This is a genomic window from Devosia sp. (genome assembly GCF_028290645.1).
Lineage (GTDB): Bacteria > Pseudomonadota > Alphaproteobacteria > Rhizobiales > Devosiaceae > Devosia_A.
Genome location: NZ_JAQGJL010000295.1, coordinates 1 through 19,347, shown reverse-complemented (window position 1 = coordinate 19,347; position 19,347 = coordinate 1). Strand labels below are relative to the sequence as shown.

The window sequence follows — 19,347 nt, the reverse complement described above, 5'->3', positions numbered from 1 at the left end:
CGCGCCCTTCACCTTTTCGGAACGCCTACTCAGCCGGGGCAGGGGCCGTGCCGGTCTCGGCCTCGTCAGCCGCCGCCAGCTCGCGCTGCAGCCGCGCCTCTTCCTCGGACTTGGGCTTGCTGAACCGCGCCAGCAGCAGGTAGGCGACCGGCGTCAGGTACAGCGTCGAGACCGCAGCGAAGCTCAGCCCGCCCACCATGATCCAGCCGAGCGCCGCCCGCGCCTCCGCCCCGGCGCCGCCGGCGATGATCAGCGGCACCCCGCCGAGCACCGTGGCGATCATCGTCATCACCACCGGTCGCAGCCGGATGTTCGCCGAATTCTCCACCGCCTCGCGCACGTTCTGGCCGCGATCGCGCAGCTGGTTGGCGAACTCGACGATCAAAATGCCGTTCTTGGCCATGATGCCGACCACCAGCACCAGCCCGATCTGGCTGTAGACGTTTAGCGTCACCCCCGTCAGCAGCATGGCGAACACCGCGCAGGCGAGCCCGAACGGCACCGTCGCCATGACGATCACCGCGCTCCACACGCTCTCGAACTGCGCCGCCAGCACCAGGAGGATCACCACCAGCGCAAAGCCGAAGGTGATGATCAGCCCGTTATTGCTCTCGCCGAGCGTCTTCGCCTCGGCCATCGGAATGATCGCGGCGCCTTCCGGCAGCATCGGCTGGGCGATCTTCACCGCCTCGTTATAGGCGTCACCCAGCGCAAACCCGTCGGTCAGCGCCGCGGTCACGGTCACGGCGCGTCGCTGCTGCTCGCGGCCGAGCGAGGGCGCGATCGGCGCTTCGGTCAGCGTCGCGATGGTCGACATCGGCACGTAGCGGCCATCGGTGGTCTTGAGGTAGATCGACTCGAGGTCGCCGGGGTCGTTCACCGGGCTTGAGGTCGAGGTCAGCCGCACCGCGTAGCTGGCGTCGTTGATGAACACCGTGCCCACGTCCGAGCCGTCGATCATCGCCTGCATGGTGGCGGCGAGGCCGTTGATGTCGATGCCCAGCTGCGCCGCCTTCTCGCGGTCGATGCTGAGCGTCATCTGCGGCTGCGTGGTCTCGTAGTTCACCGAGACGCGGCCCCATTTGTCGTCCTTCTCGAGCTCCGCCTTCACCTTGTTGGCGGCGCCCGACAGCGTCGCGTAGTCGTCGCCGATCAGTGCGAATTGCAGCCCCGAGCCGCCGCCGCGGACGCCGAGGCTATTGCCCTGCCGGATATTGGCGCGGACGCCCGGCACCCGGGTCAGGAGCTGGGTGATCTCGGCGGCGATCTGCTGCTGGCTGCGCTCGCGCTGCGCCCAGTCGGCCAGCGTCAGGATGATGAAGCCGGAATTGGTGTTCGAGCCGAAGCCGGAGATCGAGAAGATGCTCGTCGCCTCGCCGCTCGCTTTGTAGGGCGCCACCAGGTCCTCGATCTTCTGCATCTGGGTGCGGGTGAAATCGAGGCTGACCGTCGCCGGCGCGCTGACATTGATGGCGATGGACGCCCGGTCCTCGGGCGGCGTCAGCTCCTGCTTCAGCGTCCCGAACGCCACCCAGGCGGCTCCAGCGAACAGCAGCGCGGCGACGATCACCACCAGCGGGTTATCGAGCGCCACATGCAGCGTCCGGTGGTAGATGCCGGCCAGCACGCCGCCGAAGCGCTGGATGAGATTGGGCGGCCGCTCGACATGCGGCTTCAGCAGCCGCGACGCCATCATCGGGGCCAGCGACAGCGCCACCACCGCGGACAGCCCCACCGAGATCGCCAGCGTGAAGCCGAACTCGCGGAACAACAGCCCCGTCTGCCCCGGCAGGAACGAGATCGGGATGAACACCGCGGCCAGGGTGAGGGTCGTCGCGACCACCGCGAAGAACACTTCCTGCGTCCCGAGCACCGCCGCAGCCCGCGGCCCGAGCCCCATGCCGCGCCGTCGCGTGATGTTCTCGAGCACCACGATCGCATCGTCGACAACGAGGCCGGTGGCGATGACAAGCGCCAGCAATGTCAGGATGTTGAGCGAAAATCCGAAGGCATAGATTCCGGCAATCGTGCCGATCAGCGCCACCGGCATGGTGATGGCGGGAATGATCGTCGCCCGCCAGTCGAGCAGGAACAGGAAGATAATGACGATGACGCCGAACACGGCGATCATCAGCGAGCGCTCGACCTCATGGATGGCGCCCGAGATGAACACCGACTCGTCGGACGAGATCTGGATGTTCACCCCCTGCGGCAGCGAGCTCTTCAAGTCCGCGACCGCCTTCTTCACCCCATCGGAAATCTGCACGGCGTTCGATTGCGCCTGCGGCACGATGCCGAGACCGATCCCCGACTTGCCGTCGGCGCGCAGCCCCGAATTGGAGGCGCCGGGCGAGAACACCACGCTCGCCACGTCGCCGAGCCGGGTGTTGTCCTTGATGACGATGTTCTCGAACTCGGCCGGGGTGTTCACCTCGGCAATGGCGCGGATCGCGATGTTCTGGTTGGTGCCGTTGAGCGAGCCGGCCGGGCTGTCGAAGGCGATGGTGGAGAGCGCGTTGCTGATATCGGCGACGGTGAGGCCGAGGCTCGCGAGCTTGATCTGGTCGACGTCGATCTCGAAGCTCTTGTCCTGGCTGCCGTTGACCTGCACGTCGGCGACGCCCGGCACCGCCGCGAGCCGCTCGGAAATGGTGTTTTCGACCAGCGCCGTCAGCTCGTCCTTGGGCATGGTGTCTGAGGTGACGGCGAGCTGGACGATCGCCTGCGCATTCGAATCCGCCTTGACGATGGTCGGCGTCTCGGCCCCGTCCGGCAGACGGTTGGTGATGCGCCCGAGCGCATCGCGGATATCGGAGGTGGCGTTGTCGAGATTGGTGCCGTCGTTGAAGGTCATCGACACGCGGCTGCGGCCATAGGACGAATCCGACGAGATCGAGGCCACGCCCTGGACGCGCGCCACCACGCCCTCGATGGTCGAAGTGATTTCGCGATCCACCGTCTCGGCGGCGGCGCCGGCGAAGTTGGTGGAAATCGACAGGGTAGGGCGCTCGACGCTCGGCAGCTCCCGGACCTCGACTCCGAAAAAGGCCGCAAGCCCGGCGACGATGATCAGGCAGCTGACCACGATGGCCAGCACCGGGCGCCGCACGAACAGCCCGGCAATCGCGCCACCGCGTTCGTTCTGGGTCTGGATGCTCATGAAACATCTCCAGCTTCAGCGCGTGGGGACCCCCACCCTTGATCCCTCCCCACAAGGGGGAGGGAGACGACTGCGGGTTCAGCCATCACCGGCCTTGCGGCTCCCGCGCCTCCCTCCCCCTTGTGGGGAGGGTAGCGGAGCAGGTCCTGGGCCACAGCCCAGGACCTTTGCGCAGCTGGGTGGGGGTGAGCGCCACGCTCGAACCTCACGACCGATTCACTGCGGAAGGAGACGATCGAACCGCCCCCACACAGGCTGAGGTTACGATCGCGGGTCGGGAGGGTCTCCCTCCCCAGTAGGGGGAGGGGACAGGGGTGGGGGTCCACAGCCACCGTCCTCACGACGGATTCCCCCGCGCCGGCCGCTGTCCACCACCACCGCCACCACCCGCGCCACCCGCCGGATCATCCAGGAGCCGCACGCTCGCCCCGGCCGTCAGCTGCTGCACCCCCTGCGTCACCACCTGGTCGCCCTCGGCCAGTTCCGCCTTCACCAGCACGCCATCCGAGTTGCGCTGGATGATCTCGACCGGCACCCGGTCCACCTTGCCGTCGACGAATTTCCACAGGTAGCTCCCCTGGCTCGACCACTGGATGGCGAGCGGATCGACCGACGGGAACTGCTCGCCGGGGAACGCCATGCTGACCGAGAACGACATGCCGGGCCGGAGCCGTCCGGCCTCGTTCGGAATCTCGGCTTCCACCTTCAGCGTCCGGCTGGCCGAGTCGATGCGGTTGTCCACCGCGCTCACCGCGCCTGCGATGGTCTCGCCCGGCAGCGCCACCGCCGCGGCGGTGACCGGCATGCCGGGGGTGATCGCCGAGGCGTAGCGCTCGGGCACCCAGAAGCTCACGAGGATGTGCGAGGTGTCCTCGATGGTGGTGACGACGGTCTGCGCCGTCACGGTATTGCCGGGGCTCACCTGGAACAGCCCGACGACACCGGCGATCGGGGTCGAGATGGTGCGCTTCTGCAGCGCCAGCGCGGCGTTCTGCTGGTCGAGCCGGGCCTTGTTGAAGGCAAGCTGCGCTGCCGCCACCTGCACGCTGGTGGCATTGTTCGCCTTGGCCAGCGCATTGGTCCGGGTCAGCGCGGTCTCGGCGTCGTCGAAAGCCAGCTGGGCGCCCTGCAAGGCGATCTGCTCGGCCTCGGCATCGAGCTGGCCGATCACCGCCCCCGCCGCCACCGCATCGCCCGGCTTCACCAGCAATTCGGCCAGCGTGCCGTTGGCCGGGGAAACCACGGTCACCGAATGCGCCGCCGCGCCTTCACCGATCGCCGTCAGCTTGTCGTTGATGGTGGCGCTCAGCACCGGGGCGGTCACGACCACCATGGTGCGATTGCCGCCGCGTCCACCCGGACCCCCGCGCTGACCGCCACCACCCTGACCGCCACCAGCCTGGCCGCCGCCCTGCTGCGCCTGCGCGCCCGCCTGTCCGGCAGGCCCGGTCGCGGCCTCGGCCTGCGGCGCAAAGGGCAGCTCGATGCCGAAACGGGCAAGCGTGTCGTGCGCGCCGGGCACGAGAAACACATAGGCGGCCGCGGCCGCTCCTATGACGACGAGCGAAAGCAGCAATTGCCTGAACAAGCGACTATTCCCAAAGAGATATGCCCCGCAGCCGGCCGGGCAGAATGGCGAAACGATAGCATCGGCTATCCCCCGCGCACATTAATTTGCCGTAACGTTGCCGTGCACGGGACGCTTGGCGCCACTGCGTTGACAAGTGAGTGTGGGGCCACCAATCCCCCAGTCGTCTCCCTCCCCTTGTGGGGAGGGATCAAGGGTAGGGGTGGCCCCACGCGCTGAGTCTGACTTGGATGCCTGTGCCCCCACCTACAGGAAGGCAGACCCACACGAGACACCGTGTTTTCGTCCCCCTCCCCAGTCTTAGGGGGAGGGGACAGGGGTGGGGGTCGGCTGGCACGGACGACGCGGGTCGTCACCTACCCCCGCGCCATCTCCAGCCGCTCCGCCAGCCAGTCATGCCCGCCCTGCCGCGCCAGCTCCGCCGCCACGACGCCCTTGGCATTTTCCTGCCGCGCATCCGCCCCGAACAGCAGCAGCATGCCGACGATCGCCGTATCCCCATGCATCGCCGCCGCGTGCAGCGGCGTGAACCCGTCCGCCTGCGTCTGGTTGGGATCGGCCCCGGCGCGCAGCAGCTTTTCCACCATCAGGCCATTGCGCTTGGCGGTCGCCGCATGCAGCGCCGCCACCTTCTGCGGGTTCTGGGCCGGCTGGTTGACGTCACGGGTCAGCGGCAGCAGCAGCTCGAACGCCTCGGCATTGTCGAAGAAGGCGGCAAGCCCGAGCGGGGTAAAACCGTCGCTCGACAGCGCGTTGCCGTCCCAGCCATCGGCCAGCGCCGCCTCGAGCCGCTCGCTGTCCTTGAGAATGATCGCCTCATGCGGGTCGAGCGCCGGAATATGGGCGCGCACGGCCGAAATGGCGCCGACATTGCCCATATACGCCGCCCAGGCCACCAGCGACGCGCCGCTCGGGTGCCGCGCATGCGCGACCTCCGGATCGCGCGCCAGCTCGGCGCGCAGCCCATCCAGGTCGTTGCTGGTCACCAGGACGAACGGGTCGCTCATGGCCGAAATATAGCACCGCTTTCGACCGGTGGAAGCTCCCCTCCCCCCTGAGGGGAGGGGCCGGGGGTGGGGGTCGTGCGGCTCTTGCCGTGCCGACTGAACCACCCCCTCCCTCAATCCCTCCCCTCAAGGGGGAGGGAGGCGACCGGGATGACGAGCGCGGCTGCGGGATGCTAACCTCGCCCCAACGAGGAGACCCCATGTCCATCGATGACCACCCGCGCACCATCGGCGGCGGGGCGAAGAAGCTGCTCTACACCGTCGACACCATTCGCCGGATCGGCGTCGGCAAGGCCGCGAAGGCCCTGACGGCGAAGAACACCTGCAAGGCCTGCGCCTATGGCATGGGCGGGCAGAAGGGCGGCATGACCAACGAGCTCGGCGAGTTCCCGTCGGTCTGCAACAAGTCGGTGCAGGCACAATCGACCGACATCCAGCCGGCCATCCCCGCCGAGGCGTTCCTCCATCCGCTGAGCGACCTGCAGCAACTCAGCGGCCGCGAGATGGAAAAGCTGGGCCGCCTCAACACGCCGCTGTTCAAGCCCGCCGGCGGCGACCGGTTCGAGCCGGTGCACTGGGATTTTGCCATCGCCCACGCCGCGGCGCAGCTCAAGGCCACCGATCCCAACCGCAGCTTCTTTTACTCCTCCGGCCGCTCGTCGAACGAGGCCGGGTTCGTGTTCCAGCTGCTGGCCCGGGTCTACGGCACCAATAACGTCAACAACTGCTCCTACTACTGTCACCAGGCCACCTCCGAGGGCCTCGCCACCACCATCGGCAAGGGTACCTCGACGGTCGAGCTCGAGGACCTCACCGGCGCCGACCTGATCTTCGTCATCGGCGCCAACCCGTCCTCCAACCACCCGCGCTTCATCCACATGCTGAAGCACTGCCGCGACCGGGGCGGCGACGTCATCGTCATCAATCCGGCGAAGGAACCGGGGCTGGTGAAGTTCGCCGTGCCCAAGAGCCCGGCCTCGATGCTGTCGGGCGGCACCGAGATCGCGTCCGACTACCCGCAACCGCGGATCGGCTCCGATATCTGGCTGCTGAAGGGACTGATGAAGGCCATCCTCGCCATGGGCGCCGAGGACAAAAGCTTCATCGAAAACCACACGACAGAATTCCATGCGCTGCGGGCCGATCTCGATGCACTTTCGTGGGACTCGATCACTGCGAATACGCGCATTTCGAGGTCCGACATTGAGCGGGTCGCCACCCGCTATGCCAACCGGCAGAATGTCGTCTTCGCCTGGGGAATGGGCATGACGCACCACCTCCACGGCGTCGCCAATGTCGAGGCCATCGCCAACCTGGCGTTGCTTAGAGGCATGATCGGCAAGCGTTTTTCCGGCCTCCTGCCGCTGCGCGGCCACTCCAACGTCCAAGGCATCGGCACCATCGGCGTCAAGCCGGTCGTGTCCGAGCAGGTATTCGCCGCCATGGAGCAGGCTTTCGGCATAAAACTCAGCCGCGACAATGGCTTAGACACCATGGCCGGCCTCGAATCCGCCGCCCGCGGCGAGATCGACAGCGCCGTCATCATGGGCGGCAACCTCTGGGGCGCCACCCCCGACACCGCCTTTTCCACCCGCGCCATGGGCGCCATCGGCTTCAAGCTGTTCCTCACCACCACGCTAAACCGCGGACATGTCAATGGCTTAGGGGAGGGCGAGGTCCTGATCCTCCCCGTCACCGCCCGCGACGAGGAATGGTCTCCCACCACCCAGGAATCGATGTTCAACTACGTCCGCCTCTCCGACGGCGGCATCGAGCGGCTCGACAATGTGCGGCCGGAAACGGTGATCCTCTGCGATCTGGCGCAGCTGCTTGTCCCCGATTGTCCCATTGATTTCAACGGCTTCAAGCAGCACGCGAAAGTACGCGAGGCGATCGCCCGGATCGTCCCCGGCCTCGAGCAACTCGCCGATATCGACGTCGCCAAGCGCGAGTTCCACATCAAGAACCGCGTGATGCACACCCCCGATTTCGCCACCAAAGACGGCAAGGCCCACTTCGTCGTCACCCCGCTGCCCAAGGCTCCGGCGCCGCTGACGCTCGCCACGGTGCGCTCCGAAGGCCAGTTCAACACCATCATCTACGAAGAGCAGGACAGCTACCGGCTCAAGGCCGGGCGCGACGCCATCTTCCTCAACCGCGAGGACATGGCAGCCTTCGGCCTCGCCGACGGGCAGCGCTTCACCCTCGCATCGGAAGCCGGCCGCATGCAGGGCACCGCCACCGCCTTCGACCTGCCGCGCGGCTCGGCGCTGGCCTACTATCCGGAGGCGAACGTGCTCTGCGGCACGGCGGTCGATCCGCGCTCGAAAACCCCGGCGTTCAAATCGGTCCCGGTCTGGGTCGAGGCAACATGACCGGCTTCCCCAAGGAAACCCGCGAATTCCTGCAAGGTATTGCGGCGCATAACGAAAAGGCGTGGTTCGAGGCCAATCGGCCGCTCTACGAAGCCGGCTATGTCGAGCCGGCAAAGGCGTTCGTGGCCGAGATCGGCCCAAGGCTCAAGGCGATCTCGTCCGACGTGCAGTTCGACCCCAAGGTCAACGGCTCGATCGGCCGCATCAACCGCGATATCCGGTTTTCGAAGGACAAGCGCCCCTACAAGGAACATCTCGCCATGTGGTTCTGGCATGGCGACAAGAAGGGCTGGGACCGGCCTGGCTTCTATGTCCATATCGGCGTGGACGCGGTGTTTCTCGGCACCGGCATGTACGGCTTCGACCGGGAGATGCTGGAAAATTTCCGCCAATCGGTCATCCACCCCCGCTCCGGCAAGGCGCTCCTTGCGGCAGTCGCCGAGGTCAAGGCCAGGGGCGACTACAGCATCGGCGAAAAGACCCGCAAACTCCTGCCGCGCGGCTTCGAGACCGACCCCGACCGCGCCGAATACCTGCTCTACGAAGGCCTGACCGCCGGCACCGAACTACCAGCCACCGCCGCCGCGAAGGCGGATTTCGCCGATCGCTGCCTCGAGCACTTCACCAACACCTGGCCCATGGCGCGCTGGTTGATCGCGGAGGTGATGGAGTAGGACTCAGCGGCTCAGTTGCTTCAGCAGCAGGTCGCGCAGCGCGTTGCGCTGCACCTTGCCGCTTTCGGCGCGCGGCAGGGCGTCGATCTGGAACAGCTTGTCCGGCGCCCGCTCGTTAAGTCTCTGCCGGGCGCCGGCCATGATCCGCGCTTCCTCGAGCGGTGCCGGGGACACGATTGCTGCCCAGATCTCGTCGAGTCCGTTTGCTCCCGGGACGGCGACAACCGCGACATCACTAACGGCCGGATCCAGCCGCAACGCCTCTTCGATCAGGTCAGGGGCGACGATGACGCCCCCGCGGTTGATGATTTCGCTGGTGCGCCCCGTGATCACCAGCAGGCCGTCCGGCTCGATATAACCGTAGTCCCCCGGATAGAACCAGCCGTCCTGAAGCGTCTCGGCCGGCTGCCCGTTTCCGTCTACGTAGAACGCCTGCTCCGGACTCCTGACGCGGATGATCCCACCTTTGCCTGCCGGCAGCGGCACGCCGGAATCGCTGACGACCTGTAGTTCGAAGCCCGGATAGACGAAGCCAACGGCGCCTTCATGCCGTTCAAGATCGCGCGGTTCGGCTGTGGTGACGACGCCCATCTCCGTGGACCCGTAGGCGCCCGCCACGTTGCTCGTCAGCCTCGAACGTACCTCGGTGAGCATCCGGGACGGCAGTTTTGAGCCAGCGAACGCAACGCCCCGCAGGCTCGGGGGCGGCGCTTCACGACCAAGTGCGTCAAGGACGCCTTGCAGTTGGGTCACTGCGGCCGTCATTGTGGCAACACCGAACAGCCGTATCATCTGCAGCGTCTCGGCATTGCTCGATGAGAAGCAGAGCAGCGAGCCGCGGGTATGGTTCACCACCGGCAGGAAGAAACCGGCGATGGTCGAGAAGCCCATGAGGTTGATCGACGCGCCGGTGAAGTTGCGCATTGGCGAGGTGACGGCAAGGTTGGCGACGCGCACCTCGAGGCTCGCGTTGGTCAGGGCAACGCATTTGGGCCGGCCAGTTGTCCCCGACGAGTAGACGTATCGCACCACGTCGTCGGGATTGGGGAACCCGGGCATGGCCATCAGGCGGGCATGGTCGATCGGTTTGGCAGCGTCGAACGAGAACCAGCGGGCGTCGACCTTGCGCATGGGGTAGGATGTAGGAGCGGCGTCTTCGCGATCCGTGAGGAACAGATCGGGCTTGGGGCCCGAATGATCGGTCACACTGGTTGTACCCACCGAAGCCGAACGCATGCCGCTCAGCGCCAGCGCGTACATCATTGCCACGTGGTGGATCGGGTTGCGGATGTCGAGCAGGACGAACGCCCCCCGCGGCAGTCCGAGCGTCTGGAGCACTTCAACGGCCGCGCCGGTGGCGCCGATCAGCGAAGCGTAGCTGGCTACGCCGCCGCCAAAGGCAACGGCGGGAGCCTGGGGCTGCCGCCGTGCCTGGAAGATGATGGATCGCAGGAGCTTCACGTAGGAAACTTGCTGGCGCCGACCAGGTCGGTAGGCATCGATCAGAAGTGGAAGTTGATGCCGGTGCGGATCACCATACCGGACGGAGTGTACTCGGAGTCAAAGGCGCCACCCTCCGGGTCATCCGTGTCGGAATCACCCGAAGCGTGAAGGGAGGACATCTGGTACATAAGTGCTTCAGCCTTCAGGCTGATGCTCTCATTCACCGCCACTTCCACGCCAACACCGCCGACAACACCCGTTACGAAGGCACTGGCCTCAGCAGGTGCATATGGCACCGGAGGGCCTTTCCCGAAATCGACTACTGTCGCCGAGTAGCCGGCGTTGCCGCCTGCCAGCCCCAGTGTTCCGTAAGCCATTACCGGTCCCTGGGTAATTCCCAGCCTGGCCCGCAAGGTCAGCAATGACTCCAGCCGTTCATCCGCTGTATCAAGGAATGGGATGCCTTCGGGGTCTGTGTCCAGAGTGCTGAAACTGCCGTCCGCCTCGATCCCGATCACGAACTGGTCGTTCAGCCGGAAGTTGTATCCGATTGTGACACCGGCCAGCCCGCCGTTGCCCGCCAATTCCATCGGAAAGGGAAACGAGGTGGTCGCCACCTCGCTTCCGGTCGTTAGGATCCCCAGCGTGGCACCGGCACGCACCGCTCCAGTCGTAGGTCGACTGGGCGAAAACCACACCCGGAACCATAAACAATACGGACGTGCCTAGCGCCGTCGCAGCGAGCAATTGCCCCGCATGCCATCCCCCAAAAAAGCCATCAATGAATCGACGCTATCGTTAGCATAGCGCAACCTCCTCTACGCGCTATGCCTTTTCGCCACAGGTGCGGCGAAATCCGGACGCCCAGGTCCGCGGATCAGCGGTTCACAGGATATGCCACAAACGCAAATCGCCGGCTGTCCGGTGCCCATGAGTTGACATTGATCGTCCCCTGGCCGCCGAAGAAGGCCACGACGTCGCGCCGCCCGCTGCCATCGGGGCGCATGAAGCGCAGGATCACGTCCTTGTCGGGAGGGTGGCCGATCGTGCCTTCCGGGTAGCTGATGTAGACGATGGATTGCCCGTCCGGGCTCAGATGCGGGAACCAGTTCACCCGCTCGTCGAAGGTCAGCTGTTCGATCCCGGTGCCGTCCGGCTTCATCCGGAAGCACTGGGCGTGTCCCGGGCGCGCGGCGGCCCGCTCGCTGTTGAAATATATCCAGTTCCCATCCGGCGAATATTCTGGGCCGTCATTGGGATAGGCGACGTCCGACAGCCGCGTGTCGGGACCGCCGGCCGCGGGGATGGTGAAGATGTTGACCTGCCGGCCCTGGCCCCGGTTCTCGACCGCGACATAGCTCAGCGTCCCGCCGTCCGGCGAAATGCCGTGGAGATAATGGTGATGCGGGTGGTCGTGCTGGTTCGAGACCCGGCGCGGCGTGCCCCCCGTCACCGGCAGGGCGTAGATATGCCCATCGTCCGAACTCACGTAGAGCGTCGCGCCGTCCGGGGACAGCACGTGATCGTTATTGAGATCGCGCAGGTGCCCGGTGTCGATCAGCTCCGGCTCCCCCCAGCCGTCAGCCGCGATCCGCCACAACTCGCCGCCGGCGTTGAAGATCAGCGTAGCGCCATCGGGCGTCCAGTTCGGCGCCTCGATGACTTCGCCGGCGGTGAACAGCACCTGCCGGCCAGTCCCGTCGATGTCGATGATGGTCAGCTCGGAAACCTGGCCGGGCGCAAGGCTCCGGCCGCGCCGTACGAAATTGGGTCTGGAGGGCACGCGATTCTCTCAACGACTTGTCGTGGTACGAACTGTCTACGACAACTCGGCCCGCCGGCCAGCCGAAAATCGATCGACCCCCCGCTGTTGCCCCGGGGCTGCGCTTCCCCTACATACGGCGCTCGCAATTCAAGCTTAGCGGCGGGAGCAGTGCCCATATGGCGCGCCAGTTCATCTATCACATGCACGGAATGTCCAAGGCCTACGCCGGCGGCAAGAAGGTGCTCGACAATATCCACCTGAGCTTCTACCCGGACGCCAAGATCGGCGTGCTCGGCCCCAACGGCTCGGGTAAATCGACGCTGCTGCGCATCATGGCCGGGCTAGATGCCGAGTTCACGGGCGAGGCTTGGGCCGCCGACGGCGCCAAGATCGGCTACCTGCCGCAAGAGCCGCAGCTCGACCCGGCGCTGAACGTGCTCGGCAACGTCATGACCGGGGTCAAGGAAAAGAAGGACATCATCGACCGCTACAACGAGCTGATGATGAACTACTCGGACGAGACCGCCGACGAGGCGACCAAGCTCCAGGACGTCATCGACAGCCAGAATCTGTGGGATCTTGAATCGCAGGTCGAAGTGGCGATGGAAGCGCTCGGCTGCCCGCCCAGCGATTCCGATGTCACGACGCTGTCGGGCGGCGAGAAGCGCCGCGTGGCGCTCTGCGCGCTGCTGCTTTCGAACCCCGACCTGATCCTCCTTGACGAGCCGACCAACCATCTCGACGCCGAGACCACGGCGTGGCTCGAAAAGCACCTGCGCGATTTCGCCGGCGCGGTGCTGATCATCACCCACGATCGCTACTTCCTCGACAACGTCACCGGCTGGATCCTCGAGCTCGATCGCGGCAAGGGCGTTCCCTACGAGGGCAATTACTCCGCCTATCTCGAGGCCAAGACCAAGCGCTTCGCCCAGGAAGAGCGCGAGGATGCCGCCCGCATGAAGGTGCTGGAAAAGGAAAAGGAATGGATGGGGCAGTCGCCGCAGGCGCGCCAGTCCAAATCCAAGGCCCGCCTCAAGGCCTATGACGAGCTGGTCAAGATCAACGAGGCGCGTACCCTCAGCTCCACCGCGCAGATCATCATTCCGCCCGGCGAGCGGCTGGGCCAGAACGTCATCGACATCCAGGGCATTTCCAAGTCCTACGGCGATCGCCTGCTGATCGACAACCTGACCTTCAAGCTGCCCCCGGGCGGCATCGTGGGCATCATCGGCCCGAACGGGGTGGGCAAGACCACGCTGTTCCGCATGCTGACCGGGCAGGAGCAGCCCGACTCGGGCGAGATCGTCGTCGCCGAGAACGTCAACATGGGCTATGTCGACCAGAGCCGCGACACGCTGGCGCCGAACAAGACCGTCTGGGAAGAAATTTCGGGCGGCAACGAGATCCTGATGCTGGGCAAGCGCGAGATGAACTCGCGCGCCTACACCTCGGCCTTCAACTTCAAGGGCGCCGACCAGCAGCAGAAGGTCGGCAACCTGTCAGGCGGCCAGCGCAACCGCGTCCACCTCGCCAAGATGCTGAAATCGGGCGCCAACGTCCTGCTCCTCGACGAGCCCACCAACGACCTCGACACCGAAACCCTCGCCGCCCTCGAAGAAGCCCTCGAGGAATTCGCCGGCTGCGCCGTGGTCATCAGCCACGACCGCATGTTCCTCGACCGGCTGGCGACCCACATGCTGGCGTATGAAGGCGACAGCCATTTCGAGTGGTTCGAGGGGAATTTCGCGGACTATGAGCAGGACAAGATCCGGCGGCTGGGGGCGGACAGCGTGAACCCGCATCGGGTCACGTACAAGAAGCTGACGCGGTAAGCGGGTCCGTCCGGCATCCATGCTTAGGCGGTTCGCGGGCTCTAGGCTCGTGAACCGGGCGTGTGCCCGGCCGTTTTCGGGGCCGCGGTGATGTTGGCCGAGGTTGAGAAGCCCCTGTAACGCCCCATGGGCGGCCCGCGTTATTCGTGCCACCTTCCTCCCCGCGTGCTAGTGATCCTCCGGCCGGTGAGAGAGTCGCGGTTATTGACCCGCGGGGCTTGCTGCTTTTCGCAGTCCCATCCCCGAAACAGGCAACCTCCGGGGTCGCCAGCATGTCCAGGTACAGCCTATCCGACGGCCTTATTCCCGCAGGTCTGATCGCGCTCGCGTTCATTCCGGTGGTGGGTGGGATTGTTCGCCTCGCCATGCTGGTGGGTGGCGCGCCGGCGACGCCTGAGAGCGCGCGGTTCATCGCCGCCCCGGTCCCGGTCGTCCTGCACATCATCGCCGTGACGATCTATTGCGTGGTCGGCGCCTTCCAGTTCTCACCGGGCCTCCGCCGCAACCATCCGCGCTGGCACCGCAGCGCCGGACGCGTGCTCGTCCCCATGGGGTTGGTCGCGGCGCTGACGGGATTGTGGATGGCGATGACCTACGCCATCATTCCCGCCGACACGCCGCTCCTCCACGGCTTCCGGCTGCTCGCCGGTTCGGGCATGGCCGCGTTCCTGGTGCTTGGCTACGCCGCCATCCGGCGGGGAGACGTCGAGACACACCAGGGCTGGATGCGGCGCGCCTACGCGATCGGGCAAGGGGCCGGGACGCAGGCTCTCGCGATGTTGGTGGTGATCATGAGTTTCGGGCCGCTCGACGACACGAGCAGGACGCTCAACATGGATGGCGCCTGGCTCTTCAATCTCGGCGTGGCGGAGTGACTGATCCGCCGGCGCCAAAGGGGCCGGCTCGCGGTCGCCCCAGCGGGCCCTGGCCGGTGACGCGACCGACCGCAAACGAGCGCAGTCCAACCCGGTCGCACCGGCCGTCGTCCAGACTTCCTCAACACCCAAGGGACCCCAGATGAAGATCACTGCCTCGACGCTCAGCCGCTGGAGCGGCCTCGCCGCTATTGTGGCAGGCATCTGCTATGTGCTGGTTGGCCTGTTCCATCCGCTCAACCTGCTCGCCTCGGTCACCACGCCCACCTGGGCCTTCGTCCATGTGCTGGCCTGCACCATGGCGTTCCTGGGACTGCTGGGACTGGTCGGCATCTATACGCGGCAGGTGGAGGAGACCGGCTGGCTGGGCCTGATCGGCTTTGCCATGCTCAGCCTCTGGTTTGCGCTGGTGCTGTGCTTCAGCTTCATCGAGACGCTTTTGCTGCCGATCCTAGCAACGGAGGCGCCGCGGGTCGTCGATGGCCTGATGGCCATGTTCACCGGCCCGCCCGGGATCGACCTGGGCATGCTGCCGACGCTGTGGCTGATCTCCGGGCCGCTCTACATCCTCGGCGGCCTGATCTTCGGCATCGCCACATTCCGCGCCGGGGTGCTGCCGCGCTGGGCTGGCGCATTGCTAGCCGTGGGAACGGCGCTGGCGCCCGTGGCTGCCTTGCTGCCCTTCGAATACCAGTCGAAGGTGACGATCCCCGTTGGCCTCGCCCTGATCTGGCTGGGCTATGCCCTCTGGTCGACGCCGCGCGCTAAGAAGGCCTGACCCTCGCGGCGAGAAGGCCGGAAGGGGGTGCCAGCGGCTGGCGGTGGACGAAGCGGATGCCCTTAGGCTATCTCGTCGCCACACCACGCGGGAAGTGCATCATGGCCGACTGGTCGCCCTCCATCTACCTCAAGTTCGAGGACGAACGGACCCGTCCGGCGCGCGATCTGCTCGCGCAGGTGCCGCTCACCGCGCCGGGCCGCATCGTCGACATGGGCTGCGGACCCGGCAATTCGACCGAGCTGCTGGTCGAGCGCTTCCCCTCCGCCGAGGTGATCGGGCTCGACAGTTCCCCCAATATGCTGGCCGAGGCGCGGCAGCGCGTGCCTCTGGCGAGGTTCGCCGAGGCGGACGCCAACAGCTGGGTGCCGGAGCCCGACACCGACCTCGTCTTCGCCAATGCCATCTACCAATGGGTGCCCAAGCATCTGGTGGCGCTGACCCGCATCGCCGCCGCGCTGCTGGAGGGCGGCGTCCTCGCCGTGCAGATGCCGGACAATGTCGGCGAGCCATCGCACCAGCTGATGCGGCAGGTCGCCGCCGATGGCCCATGGGCCGAGCGCCTGAAGCACGCCGCCCGCTCCGCCCTGCTGCCGGTCCGTATCTACTACGACGCGCTGCGCCCCACCGCCCGCCGCCTCGACATCTGGCACACCGACTACAACCATGTGCTCGACGGCCCGGAGGCCATCGTTGAATGGGTCAAGGCCACCGGCCTCCGCCCCTTCATCGATCCGCTCGAGCCCGAGGAGCGCGAGGACTTCCTCGCCCGCTACCTCGAGCTGATCGCCGGCGCCTACCCGCGCACCATCGACGGCAAGGTCCTGCTGCGCTTTCCGCGGCTGTTCATCGTCGCGGTGCGCTAGCCGCCCCGCTGGCGTCGCGCCGCCCGGAATGCTAGTCCGGCTTTTTCCCTTTCCTCCAGAGACCTGCCATGGCCGCCCCCTTCGAGATCGATTTTGACGGCGCGCTGATCCGCGGCGAGGCGGACGGCTTCGGCATTCCGGTGGTGTTCCTCCATGCCGGCGTTGCCGATCGGCGGATGTGGTCCGAGCAGATGCGGGAGCTGGCCAACGAGGGATTCCATGTCATCTCCTATGACCGGCGCGGCTTCGGCCAGACCGAGACCAGCGACGTGCCGTTCAACCACCTGGTCGATCTCGAGGCCGTGCTCGACCGGCTGAGCATCCACGCCGCGGTGCTGGTCGGCTGCTCGATGGGCGGCGGTCTCGCCATCGATTTCGCGCTGGAGCATCCAGAACGGACCATTGGCCTCGTCCTTGTCGGCACCGCGGTGTCGGGGGCGCATGGCTACGAGGTGCCCGAGGAAGTCGAAGAGCTCGAGGACCCGATCAACTATGCGCGCGAGCGGGGCAATCTCGATACCGTCAACCGGGTCCAGGCGCATCTCTGGCTCGACGGGCCCACCAGCGAAGCCGGCCGCGTGCAGGGCCCGGCGCGCGAGCTCTTCCTCGAGATGAACGCCATCGCCCTGAACCACCCCAAGCTCACCCAGGAAGAATTCCCCGACGATGCCTTCGACAATGTCGGCGCCATCACCGCCCCGACCCTGCTGATCGTGGGCGATCGCGATTGCGCCGACATCATCGCGCTGCACGAGGAACTCTCCGAGGAAGTCGAGAACGGCTTCGCGGTCATCCTCGAAGACACCGCCCACCTCCCCAGCCTCGAACGCCCCGACCTGTTCAACCCGCTGCTGCTGGAGTTCCTGGAGGCGGTGACAGGGCAGGGGGATGATGATGGCGAAGACGGCGAGGACTAGCCTGCGCGGGACTTCTCCCGGGTGGCCCGACCGGGCCAGGGACGTCGGCACACGCCGGAAAAATCATCAAACCTTCGGCTCCCGCAGATAATCGACCTTGCCATCCCTATTGCCGTCGCCTCAAACTCCGGCCGGGAGTTCACCGAGGCATGGGGCTCGAGAATGATGAAGACCGTACTATTTGCCGCCATGGCGGGGCTGCTTGTCGGCACGCCGACGCTGGCCTGTGAAACGATCACCAGCACGAAGGTGAAGCTGAGCGCCTGTGTCGACGATACCGGCTGGGCCGCACAGACGCCGGCCGGCGACCAGGAGTTCCTCTACTACTCCAGCGACGAGACCATCGGCTTCACCATCATCAACGAGAAGGGCGCCTGGCCGGTCTCGCAGTTCCGCGAGGCCATCCTCGCCAATGCGACGGCGGCGGCGACCGACGCCAAGCCTGAGAACGTCACCATCGTCAGCGAGCGACTCGAGAATATCGGCGGCAAGGCGTGGAACGTCATCGAGTACCAGGTCGTGACGCCAGATGCGCCGCTGCTGTTCCAGAATTTCTACTACGTCGAGCCCGGTTTCGGCTCGACGCAGTTCGTCTACTGGAGCATTCCCGAGGGCGCGACATCGGCCGCCTTCCGCGCCGGGCAGATGCTCTCGACGGTGCAGTTCCTGAAGTAGGGAGGGCGGCACTCTAGCCGCCCCGGCAACCTACACCGGCAGCAGATCGGCGAAATGCCCTTCGAGTTGCGCCGTCGGCAGGTTGGTCAGGTCCTTTGGCAGCTCGGCGACGATGCAGTCGCGGACGCCCTTGCTGAAGGCCGGCCGGAGGTCGCCCAGCGCCGTTGGCGCGGCGGCGACGATCAGCCGGTCGAAGGCGTGCTGTTGATGCTTGCGCTCCAGTTGTTCGGCGACGTTTTCGACGAAGCGGCGCTCGCGCACGGCCACAGGGTCCGATGAGTATTCCATGGCGCTCCGTCCCCCGGAGCCCATCGAGGAAATGCTGCGGCCCGGCCGGTCCGCCATGATCTCCCCGGCCTTCAACGGCGCCTGTTCGAACATCAGGTCGTCGACGGGCTTCAGTCCCTTGCCCGGTCCGCAGTGCTCGAACACCTTGGCAGTAGCCCCGTCCGCAATGAGGATCCAGGTGACCTTGGCTTTCATGGGCTTACTCCTAGCTGTTGTTGCATCGGTCTAACGCGGCAGGTGGCGATTTGGTTTGATCCCCATCAAGTCGGCCGCTGATGGCGATCACAAATCTGATTTGTCGGGGACCGGGGCGGCTGCTAGAAGGCCGGCCACTCAGGAGGGCGTCCCGGCCCGGAAGGACTAGGCCTTGGCGTCCGTCACCAGCACTGAAGAGCAACGGCTCGAAAGCGGCCTCGCCGCGGGCATCGCCTCCTATCTCCTCTGGGGCTTCCTGCCGCTGCTTTTCAACCTGCTGCGCCATGTCGGCCCCACCACTCTGGTCGCCGACCGGACGATCTGGTCGCTGGTGGTGGTGGGCGTCATCATGATCGTCGGCGGCCGGACGGCCGAGGTGCGCGCGGTGCTGCGCGATTGGGCCGCGGTGCGCACGATGGCGCTCGGCGCCTTCGTGCTCGCGGGCAACTGGCTGCTCTATGTCTACGCGGTCGAGACCAACCAGGTGCTGGAAGCCAGCTTCGGCTACTTCATCAACCCCATCGTCAACGTCGCGACCGGCATGCTGCTGCTCAACGAGCGGCTCAACCGCTGGCAGTGCGTCGCCATCGCCATCGCGGTGGTCGCCATCGGCATCCAGGCCATCGGCATCGGCGGCGTGCCCTATATCTCGCTCGGGCTGGCGCTCAGTTTCTCGCTGTATGGCTATCTGAGGAAGACCGCCAAGGCCTCCTCGATCACCGGGCTGTTCGTCGAGACGCTGGTGCTGTCGCCGGTCGCCGCGGCGTTCCTGATCTTCACCTTCATCCAGGATGGCGGCATCGGCGTCCACGCCGACCCCTACACGTTGTTCCTGCTCGTCCTTACCGGACCGGGCACCGCCGTGCCACTGCTGCTCTTTGCCTTCGCGGTGCAGCGGCTCAAGTTCAC

General features: G+C 66.1%; 16 protein-coding genes. 9 read left to right on the top strand and 7 right to left on the bottom strand.

Going from position 1 to position 19,347, the window contains the following annotated elements; genetic code table 11:
* Window positions 1-25 precede the first annotated feature (25 nt).
* From JWQ89_RS15895 to JWQ89_RS15885, 3 genes are all read right to left on the bottom strand, one after another.
* Window positions 26-3,160, bottom strand: a complete 3,135-nt coding sequence (locus JWQ89_RS15895) for an efflux RND transporter permease subunit (RefSeq protein WP_299642527.1) — start codon at window positions 3,158-3,160, stop codon at window positions 26-28.
* A 337-nt stretch (window positions 3,161-3,497) separates the two neighbouring features.
* Window positions 3,498-4,748: an efflux RND transporter periplasmic adaptor subunit gene (locus JWQ89_RS15890; protein WP_299642526.1), complete on the bottom strand. Its 1,251-nt coding sequence runs from the start codon at window positions 4,746-4,748 to the stop codon at window positions 3,498-3,500.
* Window positions 4,749-5,104: 356 nt separating this feature from the next.
* Window positions 5,105-5,755, bottom strand: coding sequence for an ankyrin repeat domain-containing protein (locus JWQ89_RS15885; RefSeq protein ID WP_299642525.1), 651 nt, complete (start codon window positions 5,753-5,755; stop codon window positions 5,105-5,107).
* A gap of 200 nt (window positions 5,756-5,955) precedes the next feature.
* On the opposite strand from JWQ89_RS15885, the gene JWQ89_RS15880 reads away from it, so the two are divergent.
* Together JWQ89_RS15880 and JWQ89_RS15875 are read left to right on the top strand one after the other, a co-directional pair.
* Complete coding sequence (locus tag JWQ89_RS15880) at window positions 5,956-8,130, top strand: FdhF/YdeP family oxidoreductase (RefSeq protein WP_299642524.1); 2,175 nt, start codon at window positions 5,956-5,958, stop codon at window positions 8,128-8,130.
* Window positions 8,127-8,804: a DUF2461 domain-containing protein gene (locus JWQ89_RS15875; protein ID WP_299642522.1), complete on the top strand. Its 678-nt coding sequence runs from the start codon at window positions 8,127-8,129 to the stop codon at window positions 8,802-8,804. The genes JWQ89_RS15880 and JWQ89_RS15875 overlap by 4 nt, the downstream gene beginning before the upstream one ends.
* Window positions 8,805-8,807: 3 nt before the next feature.
* Here JWQ89_RS15875 and JWQ89_RS15870 read toward each other — a convergent pair whose 3' ends face one another.
* From JWQ89_RS15870 to JWQ89_RS15860, 3 genes are all read right to left on the bottom strand, one after another.
* Window positions 8,808-10,265: a class I adenylate-forming enzyme family protein gene (locus JWQ89_RS15870; RefSeq protein ID WP_299642520.1), complete on the bottom strand. Its 1,458-nt coding sequence runs from the start codon at window positions 10,263-10,265 to the stop codon at window positions 8,808-8,810.
* A 41-nt stretch (window positions 10,266-10,306) separates the two neighbouring features.
* Window positions 10,307-10,909, bottom strand: a complete 603-nt coding sequence (locus JWQ89_RS15865; RefSeq protein WP_366144013.1) for an outer membrane beta-barrel protein — start codon at window positions 10,907-10,909, stop codon at window positions 10,307-10,309.
* 215 nt (window positions 10,910-11,124) lie between these two features.
* Window positions 11,125-12,030 carry a biopolymer transporter Tol gene (locus JWQ89_RS15860; RefSeq protein ID WP_299642516.1) on the bottom strand — a complete coding sequence of 302 codons (906 nt, stop codon included), beginning with the start codon at window positions 12,028-12,030 and terminating at the stop codon, window positions 11,125-11,127.
* 158 nt (window positions 12,031-12,188) lie between these two features.
* Between JWQ89_RS15860 and ettA the strand changes: the two genes are divergently transcribed.
* From ettA to JWQ89_RS15830, 6 genes are all read left to right on the top strand, one after another.
* The gene (gene ettA / locus JWQ89_RS15855) at window positions 12,189-13,844 is read left to right on the top strand and encodes an energy-dependent translational throttle protein EttA (RefSeq protein WP_299642514.1); all 1,656 of its coding nucleotides are present in this window, start codon (window positions 12,189-12,191) and stop codon (window positions 13,842-13,844) included.
* A gap of 272 nt (window positions 13,845-14,116) precedes the next feature.
* The gene (locus tag JWQ89_RS15850) at window positions 14,117-14,719 is read left to right on the top strand and encodes a DUF2306 domain-containing protein (protein WP_299642512.1); all 603 of its coding nucleotides are present in this window, start codon (window positions 14,117-14,119) and stop codon (window positions 14,717-14,719) included.
* 142 nt (window positions 14,720-14,861) lie between these two features.
* Entirely contained in the window at window positions 14,862-15,497 is a 636-nt protein-coding gene (locus tag JWQ89_RS15845; protein ID WP_299642511.1) for a hypothetical protein, read from the top strand.
* A 101-nt stretch (window positions 15,498-15,598) separates the two neighbouring features.
* Entirely contained in the window at window positions 15,599-16,363 is a 765-nt protein-coding gene (tam, locus tag JWQ89_RS15840; RefSeq protein ID WP_299642509.1) for a trans-aconitate 2-methyltransferase, read from the top strand.
* A gap of 68 nt (window positions 16,364-16,431) precedes the next feature.
* Window positions 16,432-17,280, top strand: a complete 849-nt coding sequence (locus JWQ89_RS15835) for an alpha/beta hydrolase (protein WP_299642508.1) — start codon at window positions 16,432-16,434, stop codon at window positions 17,278-17,280.
* Window positions 17,281-17,442: 162 nt separating this feature from the next.
* Window positions 17,443-17,955 carry a hypothetical protein gene (locus JWQ89_RS15830; protein ID WP_299642506.1) on the top strand — a complete coding sequence of 171 codons (513 nt, stop codon included), beginning with the start codon at window positions 17,443-17,445 and terminating at the stop codon, window positions 17,953-17,955.
* Between the two features lie 30 nt (window positions 17,956-17,985).
* On the opposite strand, the gene JWQ89_RS15825 is transcribed toward JWQ89_RS15830, so the two are convergent.
* Window positions 17,986-18,438: a host attachment protein gene (locus tag JWQ89_RS15825; protein ID WP_299642504.1), complete on the bottom strand. Its 453-nt coding sequence runs from the start codon at window positions 18,436-18,438 to the stop codon at window positions 17,986-17,988.
* A 172-nt stretch (window positions 18,439-18,610) separates the two neighbouring features.
* On the opposite strand from JWQ89_RS15825, the gene rarD reads away from it, so the two are divergent.
* A partial coding sequence (gene rarD / locus JWQ89_RS15820; protein ID WP_299642503.1) for an EamA family transporter RarD occupies window positions 18,611-19,347 on the top strand: 737 nt, incomplete at its 3' end.

Bases quoted from the DNA above. Each gene is read 5' to 3' on its own strand.
- JWQ89_RS15880 (WP_299642524.1), top strand. From the start codon at position 5,956: ATGTCCATCGATGACCACCCGCGCACCATCGGCGGCGGGGCGAAGAAG.
- JWQ89_RS15845 (WP_299642511.1), top strand. From the start codon at position 14,862: ATGAAGATCACTGCCTCGACGCTCAGCCGCTGGAGCGGCCTCGCCGCT.
- ettA (WP_299642514.1), top strand. From the start codon at position 12,189: ATGGCGCGCCAGTTCATCTATCACATGCACGGAATGTCCAAGGCCTAC.
- JWQ89_RS15835 (WP_299642508.1), top strand. From the start codon at position 16,432: ATGGCCGCCCCCTTCGAGATCGATTTTGACGGCGCGCTGATCCGCGGC.
- JWQ89_RS15885 (WP_299642525.1), bottom strand. From the start codon at position 5,755: ATGAGCGACCCGTTCGTCCTGGTGACCAGCAACGACCTGGATGGGCTG.
- JWQ89_RS15875 (WP_299642522.1), top strand. From the start codon at position 8,127: ATGACCGGCTTCCCCAAGGAAACCCGCGAATTCCTGCAAGGTATTGCG.
- JWQ89_RS15830 (WP_299642506.1), top strand. From the start codon at position 17,443: ATGATGAAGACCGTACTATTTGCCGCCATGGCGGGGCTGCTTGTCGGC.
- JWQ89_RS15825 (WP_299642504.1), bottom strand. From the start codon at position 18,438: ATGAAAGCCAAGGTCACCTGGATCCTCATTGCGGACGGGGCTACTGCC.
- tam (WP_299642509.1), top strand. From the start codon at position 15,599: ATGGCCGACTGGTCGCCCTCCATCTACCTCAAGTTCGAGGACGAACGG.
- JWQ89_RS15895 (WP_299642527.1), bottom strand. From the start codon at position 3,160: ATGAGCATCCAGACCCAGAACGAACGCGGTGGCGCGATTGCCGGGCTG.
- JWQ89_RS15850 (WP_299642512.1), top strand. From the start codon at position 14,117: ATGTCCAGGTACAGCCTATCCGACGGCCTTATTCCCGCAGGTCTGATC.